Origin of the sequence: Janthinobacterium sp. SUN206 (genome assembly GCF_030587305.1) — a bacterium.
In the GTDB taxonomy this organism is placed as follows: Bacteria; Pseudomonadota; Gammaproteobacteria; order Burkholderiales; family Burkholderiaceae_D; genus Janthinobacterium; species Janthinobacterium kumbetense.
This window is the reverse complement of the sequence record NZ_JAPWIB010000001.1, coordinates 394,613-410,968: the sequence shown is the minus strand read 5'-3', so window position 1 is coordinate 410,968 and position 16,356 is coordinate 394,613. Positions and strand designations below refer to the sequence as shown.

At 64.1% G+C, this 16,356-nt stretch carries 17 protein-coding genes; 3 read left to right on the top strand and 14 right to left on the bottom strand.

Annotated elements, in window-relative coordinates:
* Positions 1-2 precede the first annotated feature (2 nt).
* The gene (locus O3300_RS01675) at positions 3-1,220 is read left to right on the top strand and encodes an MFS transporter (protein WP_083299622.1); all 1,218 of its coding nucleotides are present in this window, start codon (positions 3-5) and stop codon (positions 1,218-1,220) included.
* A 49-nt stretch (positions 1,221-1,269) separates the two neighbouring features.
* Here the strand turns inward: O3300_RS01675 and O3300_RS01670 are convergent, their stop codons facing one another.
* From O3300_RS01670 to O3300_RS01645, 6 genes are all read right to left on the bottom strand, one after another.
* Positions 1,270-1,968, bottom strand: coding sequence for an aspartate/glutamate racemase family protein (locus O3300_RS01670; protein ID WP_305051799.1), 699 nt, complete (start codon positions 1,966-1,968; stop codon positions 1,270-1,272).
* 67 nt (positions 1,969-2,035) lie between these two features.
* Complete coding sequence (locus tag O3300_RS01665; protein ID WP_305051798.1) at positions 2,036-2,440, bottom strand: hypothetical protein; 405 nt, start codon at positions 2,438-2,440, stop codon at positions 2,036-2,038.
* 20 nt (positions 2,441-2,460) lie between these two features.
* Complete coding sequence (locus O3300_RS01660; RefSeq protein WP_305051797.1) at positions 2,461-2,982, bottom strand: hypothetical protein; 522 nt, start codon at positions 2,980-2,982, stop codon at positions 2,461-2,463.
* Positions 2,983-3,344: 362 nt separating this feature from the next.
* The gene (locus tag O3300_RS01655) at positions 3,345-3,698 is read right to left on the bottom strand and encodes a hypothetical protein (RefSeq protein ID WP_251348942.1); all 354 of its coding nucleotides are present in this window, start codon (positions 3,696-3,698) and stop codon (positions 3,345-3,347) included.
* A 524-nt stretch (positions 3,699-4,222) separates the two neighbouring features.
* A complete protein-coding gene (locus O3300_RS01650; RefSeq protein ID WP_305051796.1) occupies positions 4,223-5,758 on the bottom strand; it encodes an ATP-binding protein in 1,536 nt (511 codons plus the stop codon).
* 11 nt (positions 5,759-5,769) lie between these two features.
* Positions 5,770-6,600, bottom strand: coding sequence for an alpha/beta fold hydrolase (locus tag O3300_RS01645; protein WP_305051795.1), 831 nt, complete (start codon positions 6,598-6,600; stop codon positions 5,770-5,772).
* Between the two features lie 238 nt (positions 6,601-6,838).
* On the opposite strand from O3300_RS01645, the gene O3300_RS01640 reads away from it, so the two are divergent.
* On the top strand, positions 6,839-8,098 hold the full coding sequence (locus tag O3300_RS01640) for a PepSY domain-containing protein (protein WP_305051794.1): 1,260 nt from the start codon (positions 6,839-6,841) through the stop codon (positions 8,096-8,098).
* Positions 8,099-8,420: 322 nt separating this feature from the next.
* The gene (locus O3300_RS01635; protein ID WP_305051793.1) at positions 8,421-10,724 is read left to right on the top strand and encodes a TonB-dependent receptor; all 2,304 of its coding nucleotides are present in this window, start codon (positions 8,421-8,423) and stop codon (positions 10,722-10,724) included.
* Here the strand turns inward: O3300_RS01635 and mdcH are convergent.
* From mdcH to O3300_RS01595, 8 genes are read right to left on the bottom strand one after another with little or no spacing between them, the layout of a single operon-like run.
* Positions 10,721-11,659, bottom strand: a complete 939-nt coding sequence (gene mdcH / locus O3300_RS01630) for a malonate decarboxylase subunit epsilon (RefSeq protein WP_305051792.1) — start codon at positions 11,657-11,659, stop codon at positions 10,721-10,723. The two genes, O3300_RS01635 and mdcH, sit on opposite strands and share 4 nt — an antisense overlap.
* Positions 11,656-12,273 carry a malonate decarboxylase holo-ACP synthase gene (locus tag O3300_RS01625; RefSeq protein ID WP_305051791.1) on the bottom strand — a complete coding sequence of 206 codons (618 nt, stop codon included), beginning with the start codon at positions 12,271-12,273 and terminating at the stop codon, positions 11,656-11,658. Before O3300_RS01625 ends, mdcH begins: the two co-directional genes overlap by 4 nt.
* Complete coding sequence (madM, locus tag O3300_RS01620) at positions 12,273-13,037, bottom strand: malonate transporter subunit MadM (protein ID WP_305051790.1); 765 nt, start codon at positions 13,035-13,037, stop codon at positions 12,273-12,275. Before madM ends, O3300_RS01625 begins: the two co-directional genes overlap by 1 nt.
* Positions 13,030-13,458 carry a malonate transporter subunit MadL gene (gene madL, locus O3300_RS01615; RefSeq protein WP_305051789.1) on the bottom strand — a complete coding sequence of 143 codons (429 nt, stop codon included), beginning with the start codon at positions 13,456-13,458 and terminating at the stop codon, positions 13,030-13,032. The genes madM and madL overlap by 8 nt, the downstream gene beginning before the upstream one ends.
* A 54-nt stretch (positions 13,459-13,512) precedes the next feature.
* Positions 13,513-14,325, bottom strand: coding sequence for a biotin-independent malonate decarboxylase subunit gamma (mdcE, locus tag O3300_RS01610; protein ID WP_305051788.1), 813 nt, complete (start codon positions 14,323-14,325; stop codon positions 13,513-13,515).
* Entirely contained in the window at positions 14,322-15,176 is an 855-nt protein-coding gene (locus tag O3300_RS01605) for a biotin-independent malonate decarboxylase subunit beta (protein WP_305051787.1), read from the bottom strand. The genes mdcE and O3300_RS01605 overlap by 4 nt, the downstream gene beginning before the upstream one ends.
* Positions 15,173-15,481: a malonate decarboxylase subunit delta gene (locus O3300_RS01600; protein WP_305051786.1), complete on the bottom strand. Its 309-nt coding sequence runs from the start codon at positions 15,479-15,481 to the stop codon at positions 15,173-15,175. Before O3300_RS01600 ends, O3300_RS01605 begins: the two co-directional genes overlap by 4 nt.
* Positions 15,468-16,349 (bottom strand): triphosphoribosyl-dephospho-CoA synthase, encoded by an 882-nt coding sequence (locus O3300_RS01595; RefSeq protein WP_369812254.1) that lies wholly within the window; start codon positions 16,347-16,349, stop codon positions 15,468-15,470. The genes O3300_RS01600 and O3300_RS01595 overlap by 14 nt, the downstream gene beginning before the upstream one ends.
* Between the last annotated feature and the right edge of the window lie 7 nt (positions 16,350-16,356).

Sequence of the window (16,356 nt, the reverse complement as noted above, 5' to 3'; positions counted from 1 at the left end):
ACATGCACGCCTCCGTAGATCCCCTGATTCCGCGCGTCACCGCGCCTTTTGGCGCTGGATACGCCGACCTGGCCCTGGCCATCGGCGGCCTCGCCATCGGCACGGGCGAGTTCGCCTCCATGAGCATCCTGCCCGTGGTGGCCGACGACCTGGGCACGACCTTGCCGCAGATGAGCCACATGATCAGCGCCTACGCGCTGGGCGTGGTCATCGGCGCGCCCCTGATCACCATCTTCCTGGCGCGCATGCCGCGCCGCTTGATGCTGATCTGTCTGATGCTGATGTTCGCTGGCGGCAACTTGCTCAGCGCCATCGCGCCGAATTATGGCTTGCTGGTGGTGGCCCGCTTCGTGGCCGGCATCCCGCACGGCGCCTACTTTGGCGTGGCGGCCCTGGTGGCGGCCGCGCTGGCCGAACCGGACCGGCGCGGCCAGGCCGTGGCCCGCGTCCTGATGGGCTTGACCGTGGCGAATATCTTCGGCGTGCCCCTGGCAACCTACATCGGCCAGACCCTGGGCTGGCGCTCGGCCTTCCTGCTGGTCGCCGCGCTGGGCTTATTGACCATGCTGATGGTGCGCATCTTCGTGCCCATGGTGGCCGCCGGCGATTCCAGCCCGCGCCGCGAACTGGGCGTGTTCCGCCGCCTGCAAGTGTGGCTGACCCTGCTGATGGTGGCGATCGGCTTCGGCGGCATGTTCGCCGTCTACACGTTTATTACGCCAACCCTGCTGGAAGTGACGAAAGTGTCGCCGCTCGTCATTTCCATCTTGCTGGCCATCATCGGTATCGGCATGACGGTGGGTAATCTGATCGGCGGCTGGCTGGCCGACCGCTCGCGCCTGTGGACCATCTTCGGCGTGCTGCTGTGGAACGTGGCCGCGCTGGCCGCGTTTACTTACACCAGCAGCAATGTCTGGTTGACGGCGATCAACCTGTTCGCCATCGGCGCCGGCATCGCCGTCGCCCCGGCAGTGCAGACGCGCTTGATGGACGTGGCCGGCGACGCGCAAACGGTGGCGGCCGCCCTCAACCACTCCGCCTTCAACATCGCCAACGCCTTGGGCGCCTGGGCCGGCGGCATCGCCATCGCCATGGGCATGGGCTTGCGCTCGACGGGCTGGGTGGGCGCCATGCTGGCCTGCGGCGGCATCGTCGTGCTCGGTATTTCCGTGCTGGTGGAAAACCGCAGCCGGAATGTGAGCGGCGCGCAGCCGGCTTGATGCTGACGAGAGCGGCAGCCTGCCCAGGCAGCCGCTCTGTTGCCAGCGCTTAATCTTCGATGGCAAACGCCACCGCCGCCTCGCAATGAATGGCCGTGGTATTAAATAGCGGCAAGTCCACATCGCCCTGCTGGATCAGCAGCGGTATCTCCGTACATCCCAAAATCACGCCCTGCACGCCTTGCCGCCGCAGTTTCTCGATGATGGCGAGGAAAATCTTCCGGCTGGCGTCGGTAAAGATATTCTGCACCAGTTCCGTATAGATCAGGTCGTGCAGGATGTCCTGGTCGGCCAGATCAGGCGTCACCGTGGTGATACCGCGCTGCTCCAGCGCATCGTGATAAAAGCGGCCCGCCATCGTCTGCTTGACGCCCAGCAAACCCACCTTGCGTATGCCCGACTGCTGCACCCGCTTTGCCGTTTCCTCGACGATACTGATAAAAGGCAAGCCGATAAGCGGCACGACGGCCGGCGCGAAGCGGTGCGCGCCATTCGCGCACAGCAGGAAGAAGTCCGCGCCCATGTCTCGCAGGCGCTGCCCTTCCCCGACAAGGAATTGCTCAATGGCATGGGAATCGGGCTGCGCTGCGTGCGCGACGAAATCGGCCTGGTCCATGCTGACCAGCATGATGCGCGCGCTGTGCGCTGGCCCGATGCGCGCCACCAGCATTTCATTGATGAGCCGGTAGTACTCCAGGGTCGAAGCCCAGCCGATGCCGCCAAGTAAACCGATAGTCTTGTTTTGCACATTATTCCCTGCGAAAAGAATTGCGCAAATTATACGATAGCGGCCGCCCGCCACGCGCATGCCGACCTTAGGCGTCGATCCACGCAAACAGCGCCTTGTCCGGCGTGGCGGATTGATGCCAGGTCGATTGCAACTCCATCAGAAATCCGGCCAGATCGAAGGGATTGACATCCAGCCCGGCCCATGGCGCCATCTGCGCCCATGCCACCGCGATATCGGCCAAGTCGTCAGCCGTCAGCCGCTCGAGAGCCTGCCCCATGGCATGCGCAAACACGTAAAGCTCACGCCCCGGGATAGACACGGGCCTGATGGCAGGCGCTGCCGAATGGGTCAGCAATTGCCCCAGCGACGCAAAATCCAGTTCGCCGGGCAAGGCAATGCCCGTGACGGGAAAGGAGTCGAAGGCATCCTGCCAGCTGGCACATGCGCGCATCTCGGCGTCGGAACAGACAAAAATATCGATTTTTTTCATATTGCAGCCATTTGGCACAATCAAACGCTTGCCGCATCATGTTGGCTGGATGCCTCGCGGCTGTATTTGCGCTCGAACGCGGCCAGGCTATCCGCCTGCGCCCACAGGCTGGCGATATAGCGGAATTCATCCTCGAATGGCTGCTCGAAATCGGCTACGTCCGTCGCATACTCGCAATTGCGGCTCAGCATGACCAGCCAGTCGGGATAATCGAGCGCCGGGTACAGGCGGGTAAAGATGGCGTCGAGCGACGCTGCGCTTTCCCGGCCCGCCAGGTAGGCGGCGCGCAGTTCGACGATGTATTTTCCGGCCAGGAATTGTTCACTGAGGCGCTGCGTTCCCCGGTAGCGCGCGATGATCACCTCGGCCAGCGGCAGCACCTCGTCGCGGCCCCGGGCGCTGGCCAGCAGCACGACTTCCAGGTCGTCGCCTTCCTGGTCGAGGCGCAAACGCTCCACTGCCCAGTCCACGCAGCGGTCCGCCCGGCCATCGCCATGGCGCAGCTGAAAGCATTCCAGCTCAAGTTCCGTCAATTGTTCCATTGTTATTTTTCCCGTGCGCATAAATGGACGTCAATGCACATAATGATTCAACTCCGACCCGGCCAATTGCCATAAACGGCGAACGGTGCCCGGCACGCGGAACGAAGAGTATGGCTGGCATATTATACGACGGACAGTGGAAAGCCCGTACCGGATAATGAGCGGGAGGAATGGGAACGCTTCGATAGAAAAGAGAGGGAGGAGCGATTAAATACACTGCCACACAGCGGGGCATTTATTCAGAACAGGGAATACAAGCGATTCACTAAAATGAAAAATCCAGGTTTATCTGGAAAGTATTCATTTAAAGAAACATCAAAACAGGCCATGCGCGCGGCATGCCGAACATGGCCCTTGCCCGATTATTGCGGATTCGACGCCACGATGAATGGATCGAAGGTCAGCAGAGTATTGCCCGCCAACAACAAGGTTATCGTATATTGCACATTGCTGCCTTTGGCATTGACGCGGCCACCCCATACGGTGCTGTCATATTGCGGGTAAGGCGCCGGATTGATCATGCCGCTGGTGATGGCGGTGCCATCGAAGTTGTGGATGGAAACTTGTTCGGCCGGGTCCAGCGAGCTCACGTTCCAGACGATGGTGTCGCCGTTCTTGCACGTTGTCACCAGTTCATTGCCGCCTTCGTTGCCATTGCCCGAGTAGCCGGTCGTATCGACCATGAAGACGTACTTGCTCAGATTTTTTTGTGCCACTGCCTGACCAACATTGACCGCTACCAGTACATTAATTGTTGCCATGATTTTACCCCTATTTGGAATGGAATTAAACATTACAACTATCCTTTGTGCGATGAAATAATGAAGACCCATTCAGGTTTCCGGCAGCGCTCGCGGCGTAATCGGATTCCATCACTGGTGCATAAAAATACGCGAAATGTATCAATTAAAAATACACAAAATATATCAATAAATCACCAAATCTATCGATAAGATAATACGCCTGATGACCAATGATGTTTTTTGACCCTCATTACCGCAACCACGAAGTGAGGATATTTCGTTTATTTTCGCAAGTCAAATTATTTTTAATAATATTTAGAATCTATCCATTAATAACATTTAATTTTTAAATGAAATTTCTTTTATTTATAACATTGAAATTCCGTGTTTGATTTACCGCAAACAATAGAGGTGTATCAACGGAAACAGATAATGAAAAGAAAGAAAACAGGGGATGTGATGGGCGCCGCAGGCGGGCAGGATGGCGCTACGGCAACTCAGCTCGTTTGCAGCATCTTCTGCAGCACCGCATCGAGCTCATAAAAATCCACGGGCTTGGTCAGATGTAAATCAAAGCCCGCGTCGGACGCCATCTGGCGGTCCTTGTCCTGGCCCCAGCCCGTGACGGCCACGAGGATGGCGTCCTTGCCGCAGGGCTGGCTGCGCAACAGTCTCGCCACGTCGTAGCCATTCATGTGCGGCAAGCCGATGTCGAGCAAGATCACTTGCGGCATGAAAACTTGTGCGGCTGCCATGCCCGCCGCGCCATCGTAGGCCGTGCGCACGTCATAGCCGAGGATGTCGAGCGCCAACGCCAGGCTTTCGGCCGCGTCGGCGCTGTCGTCGATCACCAGCACCTTGCCTTCGCGCGTGCCGGCCAGCAAGCGGCGGTTGGGTTCGGGCGGCGCCTGCAAGGGTACGGCAGGCAGCGGCAGGCGCAAGGCGAAGGTGCTGCCCTGCCCCACGCCATCGCTGTGCGCGCTGATGCTGCCGCCATGCAACTCGGCCAGGCCGCGCACGAGCGACAGGCCGATGCCCAGGCCGCCTTGGGCCCGCGACAGGGCCGGTTCCAGCTGCGAGAACAGGTCGAATACCGTGTCCAGGTGCTCGGGCGCAATGCCGATGCCCGAATCGCGCACGCTGATGTGCACGTCGTTATCCGTGCATGCCACTTCCAGCCCGATGACGCCGTTGGCGGGCGTGTACTTGATGGCGTTCGTCAGCAGGTTGGCGATCATCTGTCCCAGGCGCGTGGCGTCGGCGTCGAGCCAGATGGCTTGCGGCCATTGCTCCACGAGTACCTTGTGGCCGGATTGCACGGCCAGCTCCGCCACGCTGTGCAGGGCCGCCTCCACCACGGGCGCCAGTTCCACGCTGGCGCGGCGCAGTTCCAAACGCCCCTGCGTGATGCGCGACACTTCCATCAAATCGTCGACCAGGTGCGTCATGTGCCCCACTTGCCGGCCCAGCACGTCGCGGACCCAGCGCAGCTGCGGGTCGTCCAGTTGCGCCAGGCGCAACACTTCCAGCACGTTGCGCATGGGCGCCAGCGGATTGCGCAACTCGTGCGCCAGGGTCGCCAGGAATTCGTCCTTGCGCCGGTCGGCGGCCGCCAGCTGTTCATTGAGCTCGCCAGCCTCCTTGCGCGCCAGTTGCAGCTGCTGTTCATACTTGCGCCGGTCGCTGGCGACAAAGACGGCGATCTCGTCATAACGCACGCCATCATGTTCGCGGCGCACGGCATTGAACAGCATGGGGATGGACTGCCCCTGGCGCTGGCGCATGTCGAGCAGGATTTCCGACACGCTGCCCTGCACCTGCATCAGCGGCAGCCAATGCGTCTGGTGGAATACGCGCCCGCCGATGGTCAGCAAGTCTTGCAGTTTCTTTTTCCCGAGCAACTCCCCGGCGCCATAGCCGAGCCAGCCGCAAAAGGTGGCGTTCGCCTGCACGATGGTGCCGTCGGCCGTGCACAGCAGCAAGCCGCAAGCTGCGTGCTGGAACAGGGTAGCGGCGTCAGGCAAGGAAGGCATCGTGTCGCGCATTACAGGTGTTGGCCGTCGAGAAAGTGGCGGATGGCGCGGTAGCTGGCGTCGGGCACGCTCATGTGCGGACAATGGCCCACATTTTCGAGCACGTGCAGGGTGCTGTGCGGCAACATTTCACGCAAGTACACACCCACGCAAGGTGGCGCGATGAAGTCGTCGCTGCATTGCACGATCAGGGCCGGCGTGCTGTTTTGCGGCAAGACGGCGCGGTGGTCGGACAAGAACGTGGCTTGCGCGAAATGCCGGGCAATGACGGGGTCGGTGCGGCAAAAGCTGTTCGCCAGGTCTTGCCCCAGCGCCGGCTGCCCTGGCGCGCCCATGATGGCAGGCGCCATGCCGGCGGACCAGCCCAGGTAATTGCTGTCCATGGCATCGAGCAAGTCGTCGATATCGGCACGGCTGAAGCCGCCCCGGTAGCCGGCCGCCGCATCGTCGACATAGCACGGCGACGGCGCCAGCATGACTTGCGCGGCGAACAGCTCCGGCTCGGCGATGCTGGCCAGCAAGGCGCTCATGGCGCTGACGGAATGGCCGACGCAAATCACGGGAGCGCCGCCGACGGCATGGATGACCTGGCGCAAATCGGCGCCATGCGCGTCGAGCCGCGCGTAGCTATCGAAATCATAGGCACTGAGGTCGGAAGCGCCGCTGCCGACCAGGTCGAACAGCACGGTGCGGTAGCGCGCACGAAACAGCGGCTCCAAGTAACGCCACATGGTTTGGTCGCAGCCAAAGCCATGCATGAACACCATGGTGGCAGCCGCGCCCGCCTGCGGCGCACCGCTGCATTCGCGAATGCGGACATTGTTCCGGTCTTCTATGCGCATGCAGCCTCAGCCTTGAATATTTCCATGTGGAATGTAAATTAACTTCTTGCTAGCATCTTAGCATGCGCCATTTGACCCTGGGCAACACCATTGGCGCTGGACAAACGCCACGCCACGGCGGATAATGAGAACGATTCCCATTATCAAAATAGCAGGCGTGTGCCTGGCTTTTCCCTGTGCGCCCCCGTGGCGCCTGCTGGCGGCAACAAGCCGGTTTTATGTTGAAGGTTTGTACCGCATGCGCGCTTTCTGGACTGTCATACACCGCTGGGCCGGCCTGACCATCGCCCTCTTCCTCATCGTCGCGGGCCTCACGGGCGCCGTCACGTCGTGGGACCACGAACTGGACGAATGGCTCAACGCCGACATCATGGACACGCCGGGCCGCGGCCCCCTGCAGTTGCCGTTTGCGCTGGCGCAAAAAGTCGCCGCCGCCGACCCGCGCGTGGAAGTCAATTACATGACCCTGGGCCTGGAAGAAGGCCATGCAGGGGCCTTCATGGTGCGTCCGTTGACGGACCCGGCCACGAACAAGCCGTTCGTGCTCGACTACAACACCGTCTACATCGACCCCGTCACGGCGCAGATCACGGGCACGCGCGATTCGACCGCCATTTCCCTGTCGCGCCGCAGCCTGATGCCATTTTTGCGCCACCTGCATTACAGCCTGCACGTGCCCGCCTTCTGGGGTACGGACCGCTGGGGTTACTGGCTGATGGGCACGGTAGCCCTGGTGTGGCTGCTCGACAGCATGGTGGCGTTTTATCTGACCACGCCGCGTCGCCTGCGACCGCGCGCGCAGGACGAGGCGCCGCGCCACCGCGACGCCGCCAGCTGGTGGCAGCGGTGGAAACCGTCGTGGGTGCTGCGCTGGGCGGCCGGCGGCTACAAGCTCAATTTCGATCTGCACCGCGCGGGCGGACTGTGGGTATGGCCCGCCATCATCGTCGTCGCGTTTACCTCGTTCTCGCTGAACCTGTACCGCGAAGTGTTTTATCCCGTCATGTCGCTCGTGTCCACCACCACGCCGGGACCGTACGAAACGCAGGTGCCGGCGCCCTACGGCACGTATATCACGCCCGCAATCGGCTTCGAGCAAGCGGTGGAGATTGCCAAAAAGCAAGCCGCGCAGCGCGGCATCACGGCGCCCATCGGCGGCATTTATTATGGCGGCAATTATTCGTTCTACAACGTCTCGTTCTTCGATCCGGCCGACGAATTCGGCGCGGCCGGCATGGGCCTGTCGAACCTGTATGTCGACGGCATGGACGGCAGCATCATCGGCCAGCACAAGCCGTGGGAAGGCACGGCCGCCGACGTCTTCGTGCAACTGCAATTCCCCCTGCACTCGGGCCGCATCCTCGGCTTGCCGGGACGCATACTGATGTCCTGCATGGGCCTGATGGTGGCCATGCTGTCCGTGACGGGCATCGTCATCTGGGAAAGAAAACGGCGCGCGCGCCGGCTGCAGGCGAAAAAGCCAGCGAACTTCACCTGAAGCAGCGACTCCATCACGGCGCAGGCGGACCAATGCAGTCTGCGCCGCACACCTTGCCAGCGGCCTGATCACGCGCAACGCGCAAGAGCAGCACACCTCCCCCCTTTCCAACCCAGTAGCCGGCACATGCCGGCTGCCTGCGCTGCGCAGCTTCCGTGCGCCAGTCCGCCGACGCCATCAAATGCAGTTTACTTGCAATAGCATCAGGCGCAAGCTATTATTGCAACTCAATTGCATTTATACCTTCACGCCGGGCCTGCGTCCAGCACCACCTTCCGCCTTTTTAGAAAGTCCTATGCGCCATCACGTATTCGCAGCTGCCATGCTGTCCACTGCCCCGCTCGCTTACGCGGCGGACGACGTCACCCTGCAAACCATCAAGGTCCGGGCTGACCGGCCTTCCAGCATCGACAGCGTCGTCCTCGTCGAGAATACGCAAGCCCAGAACCGGACCCTGGGCGGCATGCTCGAGCATGTCTCGGGCGTGCAAAGCAGCGCCTTCGGGCCGAATGCGGGCGCGCCGGTGATACGCAGCCTGAGCGGCAGCCGCGTGCAGATCCTCGAAGATGGCCAGTCCATCCTCGGCATGAATGCGCTCAGCGGCGACATCAACATCCCTTTCGATCCGCTGTTCGCGCGCACCGTGACGGTGAACAAATCGTCCGATAGCGTGCGTTTCGGCGGCAATGCCATCGGCGGCAGCGTCGACGTCGATTCCGGCATCGTTTCCAGGAAGATGGAGGACAAGCAAAAGGACGTGGAGTTGATCCTGCGCAAAGGCTTTAACGATGCCGACGCGCAAGGCTTGCGCGCAAACTTCAACGATGGCAAGCGCTTCTCGACGAATCTGCAACTGTCCTTCCAGAAGATCGGGCATTACGATATTCCCGGCAACAGCAAGGCCGGCGCGTGCAACAGCCAGCTCTTCCCTGCAACCGGCGGTGTCAACACCTTCCTGGCCGACAGTTGCCAGAAGGAAGCGCGCATCCAGCAAATCTACAACAAGGCGTCGCAACCGTTTATCGACCAGTTCATGAAGGAAAATCCGGACTGGGCGGACGGTGATTTTTCCTTCTACACCAATAATCCCACCTCCGTCTGGCAGCGCAAGACCTACGTCAATCCGGCCAATCCAGCCTACGTACCGGGTACGCCGTCGATGACCCAGAGCAAGATCAACAAGGACGTCACCCCCGATTACCACGGCACCCTGGGCAACAGCCATGCCAGCAATGCCCACTTTGCCGTCGGCACCACCTACTTTTTCGACCAGGGCTACGTGGCCGTCAGCCTCGACTCCAAGGAAAGCGAGTATGGCGTGCCGGGCTTTTCCATGGAAAACAAGTCGTTCGGGGCGAATTATGACGAGGGGTTACCCGTCGGCGTCGTGATCAAGCAGGATAAATATGCGCTGGAAGCCCGGCTGTCCAGCCCCGTTGCGTATCTTGAAAGCGTGCAACTGCGCATGTCACGCCTGAACAATGCATCGGGAGAGCGCCTGGGTTCCACCAAGGCGAACGATTACCAGTTCGACACGAATCAAGCCGAGCTTCTGCTGGCGCACCGGCGCGCAGGCCCCTTGAGCGGCATGCTGGGCTTGAGCCACAAATCCCGGGATATCGCCGGCAGCGGGCCGCAGTTGTACCTTCCCGACGCGAGCACGGTCAGCCGCGCGCTGTTCCTCAAGGAAAGCCTCGATGTCGACTGGGCCACCTTCGACGCGGGCTTGCGCCATGAAAAAGTCGAGCACGATATCCGCAAGAGCGGCTTCAAGACGTCGAGGAATGCGAGCAACTCGACACTCGAGGACAAGTCGTTCAGCCTGAACAGCTATAGCCTGGGCGCCTCGGCCAAGCTGGGCCAGCTGTTCGGCGCGAAGCTGCGCTATGCCTCGTCGGAAAGAGCGCCCGACGTCAATGAATTATATGCAAGCAACCGCCACTATTCGATCATGACCCAGGAAGAAGGCAACCAGAACCTGAAGGCCGAGCGCGCGAAGAATACGGAACTCACCGGCCTGTTCGCCAACCGCGGCTTCCAGCTGTCGGCAACGTGCTACGTCATGAAGTACGAGAACTACCTCTACCTTGGCCACTCTGGCGCCCAGATGGCCAATCGCCTGCCCTTGAAGTACTGGAAGCAGACGGATACGACGGTGAGGGGCTTCGAGATCGACGCCTCCCAGGCCGTGCAGCTTGGCGGCTACGGAAAACTGAACCTGTCCGCATTTGCCGACCTCGTCAAGAACAAGGCGGACAACCCGGACAAGCTGCGCGCGCACAACGACGGCGCCTACCTGCCCAATATGCCCACCAACCGCTATGGCGCGAATATGCTGTGGGAAAACAAGGGGTGGAAAGCCCGGCTGTCCGGCACCCGCTACGACAAGCAAAAGTACCTGGGCAAGAGCGTCAGCGAGGAAGTGCCGCTCGACGGCTACACCATGGTGAACTTCCAGGTCAGCCGCGCCCTGCAGGTAGCCAATTCGCCGTTTGCAGGCATCGACGTGTTTATCAGCGGCAGCAACCTGCTCGATGCGGATGCCAGGCCGCACAATTCCCCACTGAAATACATCGCGCCCTTGCCGGGCCGTGGCTTTCAAGTTGGCTTGAGCGCCAGGCTTTAAGGCACGCTGCCGTTTCGCTCCCGCCGCACCAGCGCCAGCACGCTGTCGCCCCGGTTGCCGTCGCAGCAGACGGCCACGCCGTCCGTGAAATCGGGCGCCGTCAGCCGCGTCAGGACACTGCCCGGCGGCATTTCCAGCGCCAGCCGGGCGCCCCGCTCCCACGCCAGGCGTACGGTACTGGTCCACTGCACGCGCTGCGCCATGTTGGCGGCCAGGCTGTCGCGGATGCGGGCCGGGTCGAACAACGCGCGCGCCGCGCTGCTGCTCAGGTAGACGAGCGAGGGGCGTCGCACGGTCACGCCCTCAAAAGCGGCGGCCATGTCGAGCGCCGCGCCTTCCAGCAGCGGGCAATGCGACGGCACGCTGACGGCCAGGCGTTTGGCCTTGCTGGCGCCGTGCGCCAGGGCCAGCGCCATCACGGCTTGCAAGGCAGGCTCGCTGCCGGCAATGGCGATCTGGCGCGGCGCATTCAGGTTGGCGACATACACGGGATTCGCGGCGCCATGCACTTGTGCCAGCAACGATTCGAGTTGCGCCAGATCAAGTCCGATGATGGCCGCCATGCCGTAGCCGGCCGGATACGCCTGTTCCATCAACTCACCGCGCCGCGCCACCAGACGCACGGCATCCGCAAAATCGAGCGCGCCGGCGACGACGGCCGCCGCATACTCGCCGATGGAAAAGCCGGCCACCATGTCGGGCAGCGCGCCGCGCGCCGCCAGCGAACGCGCCATCGCCACGCCCGCGATCAGCAAGCACAGTTGCACGGCCCGCGTCGACGCCAGCGCTTCGGCCGTGTCCAGCGCCAGGGAATCTTGGCCCAGCACGTCAGCCGCTTCGGCCAGGGCCGCCGCCACGGCCGCATCGTCGGGCAGCGCATGCAGCATGCCGGGATATTGGGCGCCCTGGCCCGGAAAGGTAAACAATACGCTCATGCCTGCTCCCAGGGCGTGGCCGTCAGCACGGGACCGTGGTCCGTTTTCAGCAAGACCCTGCCCCGCCCCGCCGCCCATTCCGCATACGCAAAGCCGCCATGGCCCGTGTCGATTTGCAGATCCAGCCGGCACGCCGTGACCGTGGCGGCGATGGCGCGCAGGGCGTCGGCCTGCGCGGCGTCCGGCGGCGCGGCGATGCGCAGCACGAGATCGAGGTCGCTGTCGGCGCGCAGCACGCGCAAGCCGCTCGCCAGGGCGAAGCCCACGCCGCCCGTCGGGCCCCAGGCCCAGCCCGTGGCGTCGAGCAGCGGCGCCACCAGCCGCAGCGCATCGAGCGCAGTACAGTCAAAACCGGACGGCGGGGTGTGCGCCAGCTGCGCCAGCATTTCCGGCGTCACGCGGCGCAGAACGGCGGAAGACTCCACTTCGCACGCATGCCGTTCGCTGCGCAGCCGACCGCGCAAGCCCACGGGGATGCGTCCGGGCGCGCTGCTGGCGCGCCGCACCACCAGCGGCGCCGCCTGCAGCCAGGTTGCGTCGGCCCAGGCGGGCAAGCATGCGTCGTCCGGCAGGCCGGACACCCACAGCAAGTCATGCGCGCGCCTGGCGTCCATCAAGCCACCACCGCCTTGACGGCGAAGAACAGCAGCGATGGTCCCAGCAAGCAGCCCAGGCCCGTATGAAACGTGGCCACCAGCGCGCCATACGGCACCAGCTTGCGGTCGGTGGCGGCCAGGCCGGCCGACACGCCGCTGACGGTGCCGGCCAGGCCGCCGAAGACCATCGCCGAACGGGGCGTTTTCAGGCGCAAAAAGCGCGCAGCGGCGGGCGTGCCCACCATCACCAGGATGGCCTTGATGAGGCCTGCCGCGATACTGAGCGCCATGACGTCCGAGCTGGCGCCGATGGCCGCGCCCGTGACGGGGCCGACGATGTACGTGACGGCGCCGGCGCCGATGGTGGTCATGCTGACGGCGTCCGAATAGCCAAACGCGTAGGCGACGCCGGCGCCGACGAGGAAAGGCAGCACCACGCCCAGCAGCAGCGCCACGACGCCGATCAGGCCAGCCTTGCGCGCTTCCGTCGCCTGCACCTCGAAGGCCGTGGCGACGATGGCGAAGTCGCGCAGCATGGCGCCGCCCATCAGGCCGATGCCGCCGAACAGCGACAAATCGGCCAGGCCCTTGTGGCCGCCGCTATGCACGCCGCCCCAGTACGCGAGGCCCAGGCCGATCACGATGGCGATGGCCGAGCCGTGCACGCGGCCCAGGGTCAGGTATTTCGACAGCGTCACCGAGACAAGCATGATCAGGCCGACGAAGGCGAAGGCCGTCACCAGGCCATTGTGGATGGCGGCTTTTTCAAAGATTTCAAGCATGACGGTGCTCCTTCATCAGCATCGAGTCGGCTTGCACGCGGTCGGCTTCGGCGACAGCGATGGCAGCGGGGCTTTCCGACCGGTTAATCAACGAAATCACGGCGCCGCACACGAGCACGGAACCGATGGCGGCCAGCACGGCCACGGGCCCGCCGCGCAGGGCTGCGACCACGTCCTGCTGCGCCGCCATGGCCACCACCACGGGAATATACATGGCGCCCCAGTATTCGACGCCCCGCTCCGTCATCTGCGGCAGCCACGCGCGGCGCTGCATGTAGAGCCGGGCGCAGATCAAGAGCAGCATGGCGATGCCCACGCCGCCCACGTTGGTCTTGACGCCCATCAGCTGCCCGAGCAGGTCGCCCAGGAAGATGCCGAGCAAATGGCACAGTGCCAGCAATGCGGTTCCGTAAATGATCATGATTGTCTCCGTTATAGGAATAGGAATGACTTGATGTCTTCTCTGTTGTTGCACCTACCACTGCTGCCCCAGCACCTCCCTGACTCTTGCCGACGCCTGGCGGTGCGGCGCGCCCAGGCGGCTGGCCAGTCCCCGCTCCGGATCGGCGCGGATATCGGCCAGCGCCGCCTGCAGGCTGGCGCGCACTTGCGCCAGATCAAGCTCCGACGGCCCGTCCGGCTGCGCCACCCGCAAGGTTTGCCACAACAGGCCCAGGGTGGCGTAGTTCCTGATGTCGTAGGCCATGGGCGCGATGGTGGCGGCCAGCGCTTCGAGCGCTGCCACGGTGCGCAGGGTGATGCGCGCGGCCGACGCCTTGCCCATCGCGTGCACCATCACTTGCGGGTCGTCGAGCGCGATCAGCCGGTTGGCCTGGTAGCCGTGGGCGAGGAAGGCGCCCGACATGGCCTTGCCGACGATCAGGCCGATCACGGGATGGCCCGCCAGGCGCGCCTCGGCATACGCGCCCGCCGCGCCGGCCAGCGCCTGGTGGATGCCATACGCTTCTTCGCGCCTGCCGTAGGCCTGGCTGGCCACGTCGATGACGGCGACGATGGGCCGTTTCACCGCCAGGTCGCGGTCCTCGGCAAGCACCTGCTGCACGGCGCGCGCCAGCTGCCACGCCTCGACCAGGCCGATTTCACCCGTGCGGGCGCGCGTAAAACGGTTGTCCGGATCGGGCAGCACGGCGAGGTAGCGCGCCGCTTCGCCCGCCAGCGGCGCGTCGACCACTCGCACCGAGGGCGGATAGCCGTCCAGCGGCGCAGCGTTGTTCGTGAGTGCCGCCAGCCAGACGGCGCCGCGGCTCGTGTCGGTAATGGCGTTCATGCTGCTGCTCCTTTGCTGTAGATCAAACGTACGGCTTCCGGCGTGGCTTGCGGGCCGGCGTCGACTTGCGCCAGGCGGGCCAGGTAGCCTTCCGCCTGGTCGCTGCGGTGCTGCGCCGGCACGCCGCGCGCGAACAATGCAGCCACGGTGGCGCGCATCTGCGCCGTGTCGTCTTCCACATAGGCGTCGGCCAGGCCGCTCTTAAAACGCTGCTCGCCGCCCGTCAGGCTCCAGATGAAGGGCTTGTTGCGCGAGTCGAATTCGTCCACGCCCGCCTCCTGCTCGATCACGGCCGGGCCGTTGAGACCCAGGCGCGCCTCGCGCGTGACGACCAGGTAGCTGCACAGGCCCGCCGCGATCGACATGCCGCCGTAGCAGCCCACGGTGCCGGCCGTGATGCCGATCACGGGCTGGTAGCGGCGCAAGTCGACGATGGCCGCATGGATGTCGGCAATCGCTGCCAGACCCAGGTTGGCTTCCTGCAGGCGCACGCCGCCCGTTTCGAACAGGATCACGGCCCGCGTCGGCACGCCGTTGCGGTTGTCGCGCGCCGCCAGTTCCAGCGCGCCGGCGATCTTCGCGCCGCCCACTTCGCCCATGCTGCCGCCCTGGTAGGCGCCTTCGATGGCCAGCACCACGGCCGGCTGGCCGTCGAACAGGCCCTTGGCCACCACCACGCCGTCATCCGCCTGCGCCGTCACGCCTTGTTTCGGCAGCCAGGGCGAAGCGATGCCGCAGAACGGATCGAGCAGTTCGCGCATGCTGCCAGAGTCCAGCAAGGCCTTGGCCCGGCTGCGCGCCCCCCGCTCGATGAAGCTGTCGCGCTCCAGCAATTGTTGCAATGTGCTCATGCCGCCCTCCCCGCTTGCAATTCTTCGTACGCTTGCTCGATGCGCATGCGCACCACGCCCGGCGTGGCGCCGCAATCGTTGATGACGATGGCCGCCGCCGGCAGCGGCTCGCCGCCGAAGACGCGCTGCAACAGCGCATCCCACACGGCGCCCTTGCCATCGACGGAGGTGTTGACGACGATGCGGGTCACGCCATCGTCGCCCGGCTGCAGCAGCACTTCCAGGTCGCCCGAACCGACGACGCCGGCCAGGGCGCGCCCCGCCACCGCTGGCCCGGCCGGGAATGTATAGTCACGCGTTTCCATGCGCTTCTCCTTCTGTCAATCGATCGAGGAACAGGGTGGCCGCCAGCAAGTCCGCCGCGCCGCCCGGCGACACGCCGCGATCCAGCGCCACCGCTTCCAGCGCCAGCAGCGCCTCGGTGCCGGCAGCCGTGGCCGCGCCGCCGGCGGCCAGCACCCGCGCCGCACCCGTTTGCAGTGCCAGCAAGGCCGCCTCGCCGCCGCGCGACAGCACGCAGGTGTCGTCCAGGCAGCGGAGAATGGCCAGCAAGGCGTTCAGGCGCGCCGTCGTCTCGCTGTCGCCGCGCAAGCGCGAGGCGTGCAAAGCGGGCAGTCCCGCACCCGTCACCAGGGGGAAACCGGCGCGGGCCTGGCCCCGTGCACCATCGACCTGATACTGGCGGCACGCCAGCTCGCCCTTGTTGCCGGTGGCGCCAGGCGCGCCACGGTCGTGCAAGCGGGCCAGCGCGCCGGCCCGCGCCGCCACGGCTTGCGGCGCCAGCGACGCGCCGCGCGCGCCCTGCTGCGCCGCCGCCGTCACCAGCAGGCCCAGCGCCCAGATGGCGCCCCGGTGCGTGTTCACGCCACCCGTGGCTGCCAGCATCAGCGCTTCGCCGTCGCGGCCGATGGCGCCGATGCGCTGGCGCAGGTCGTCGTCATCGTCACTTTCCCAGCCTGCCTGCGCCATGGCGGCAAACACGGGCTGCAGCACGCAGGCCGAGTGGCACATCAGGGCCCAGTTCAAGTCGGCGTGGGCGCCACGGCTGCGCAAATCGACGAGGCCCGGTTTCGGCGTCAGGGTCACTTCATCGAGCAGCGCCTGCAGCACTTGGCGCGCCAGGGCCGCAGGGCGTACCTGCACCGGCACTGTCGTCATCATTGTGGTCATCATTGTCATC

Bases quoted from the DNA above. Each gene is read 5' to 3' on its own strand.
- O3300_RS01660 (WP_305051797.1), bottom strand. From the start codon at position 2,982: ATGGAACAATTGACGGAACTTGAGCTGGAATGCTTTCAGCTGCGCCAT.
- O3300_RS01600 (WP_305051786.1), bottom strand. From the start codon at position 15,481: ATGGAAACGCGTGACTATACATTCCCGGCCGGGCCAGCGGTGGCGGGG.
- O3300_RS01650 (WP_305051796.1), bottom strand. From the start codon at position 5,758: ATGCCTTCCTTGCCTGACGCCGCTACCCTGTTCCAGCACGCAGCTTGC.
- O3300_RS01640 (WP_305051794.1), top strand. From the start codon at position 6,839: ATGCGCGCTTTCTGGACTGTCATACACCGCTGGGCCGGCCTGACCATC.
- O3300_RS01665 (WP_305051798.1), bottom strand. From the start codon at position 2,440: ATGAAAAAAATCGATATTTTTGTCTGTTCCGACGCCGAGATGCGCGCA.
- O3300_RS01675 (WP_083299622.1), top strand. From the start codon at position 3: ATGCACGCCTCCGTAGATCCCCTGATTCCGCGCGTCACCGCGCCTTTT.
- O3300_RS01605 (WP_305051787.1), bottom strand. From the start codon at position 15,176: ATGAGCACATTGCAACAATTGCTGGAGCGCGACAGCTTCATCGAGCGG.
- madL (WP_305051789.1), bottom strand. From the start codon at position 13,458: ATGATCATTTACGGAACCGCATTGCTGGCACTGTGCCATTTGCTCGGC.
- O3300_RS01645 (WP_305051795.1), bottom strand. From the start codon at position 6,600: ATGCGCATAGAAGACCGGAACAATGTCCGCATTCGCGAATGCAGCGGT.
- mdcH (WP_305051792.1), bottom strand. From the start codon at position 11,659: ATGAGCGTATTGTTTACCTTTCCGGGCCAGGGCGCCCAATATCCCGGC.
- mdcE (WP_305051788.1), bottom strand. From the start codon at position 14,325: ATGAACGCCATTACCGACACGAGCCGCGGCGCCGTCTGGCTGGCGGCA.
- O3300_RS01635 (WP_305051793.1), top strand. From the start codon at position 8,421: ATGCTGTCCACTGCCCCGCTCGCTTACGCGGCGGACGACGTCACCCTG.
- madM (WP_305051790.1), bottom strand. From the start codon at position 13,037: ATGCTTGAAATCTTTGAAAAAGCCGCCATCCACAATGGCCTGGTGACG.
- O3300_RS01625 (WP_305051791.1), bottom strand. From the start codon at position 12,273: ATGGACGCCAGGCGCGCGCATGACTTGCTGTGGGTGTCCGGCCTGCCG.
- O3300_RS01595 (WP_369812254.1), bottom strand. From the start codon at position 16,349: ATGATGACCACAATGATGACGACAGTGCCGGTGCAGGTACGCCCTGCG.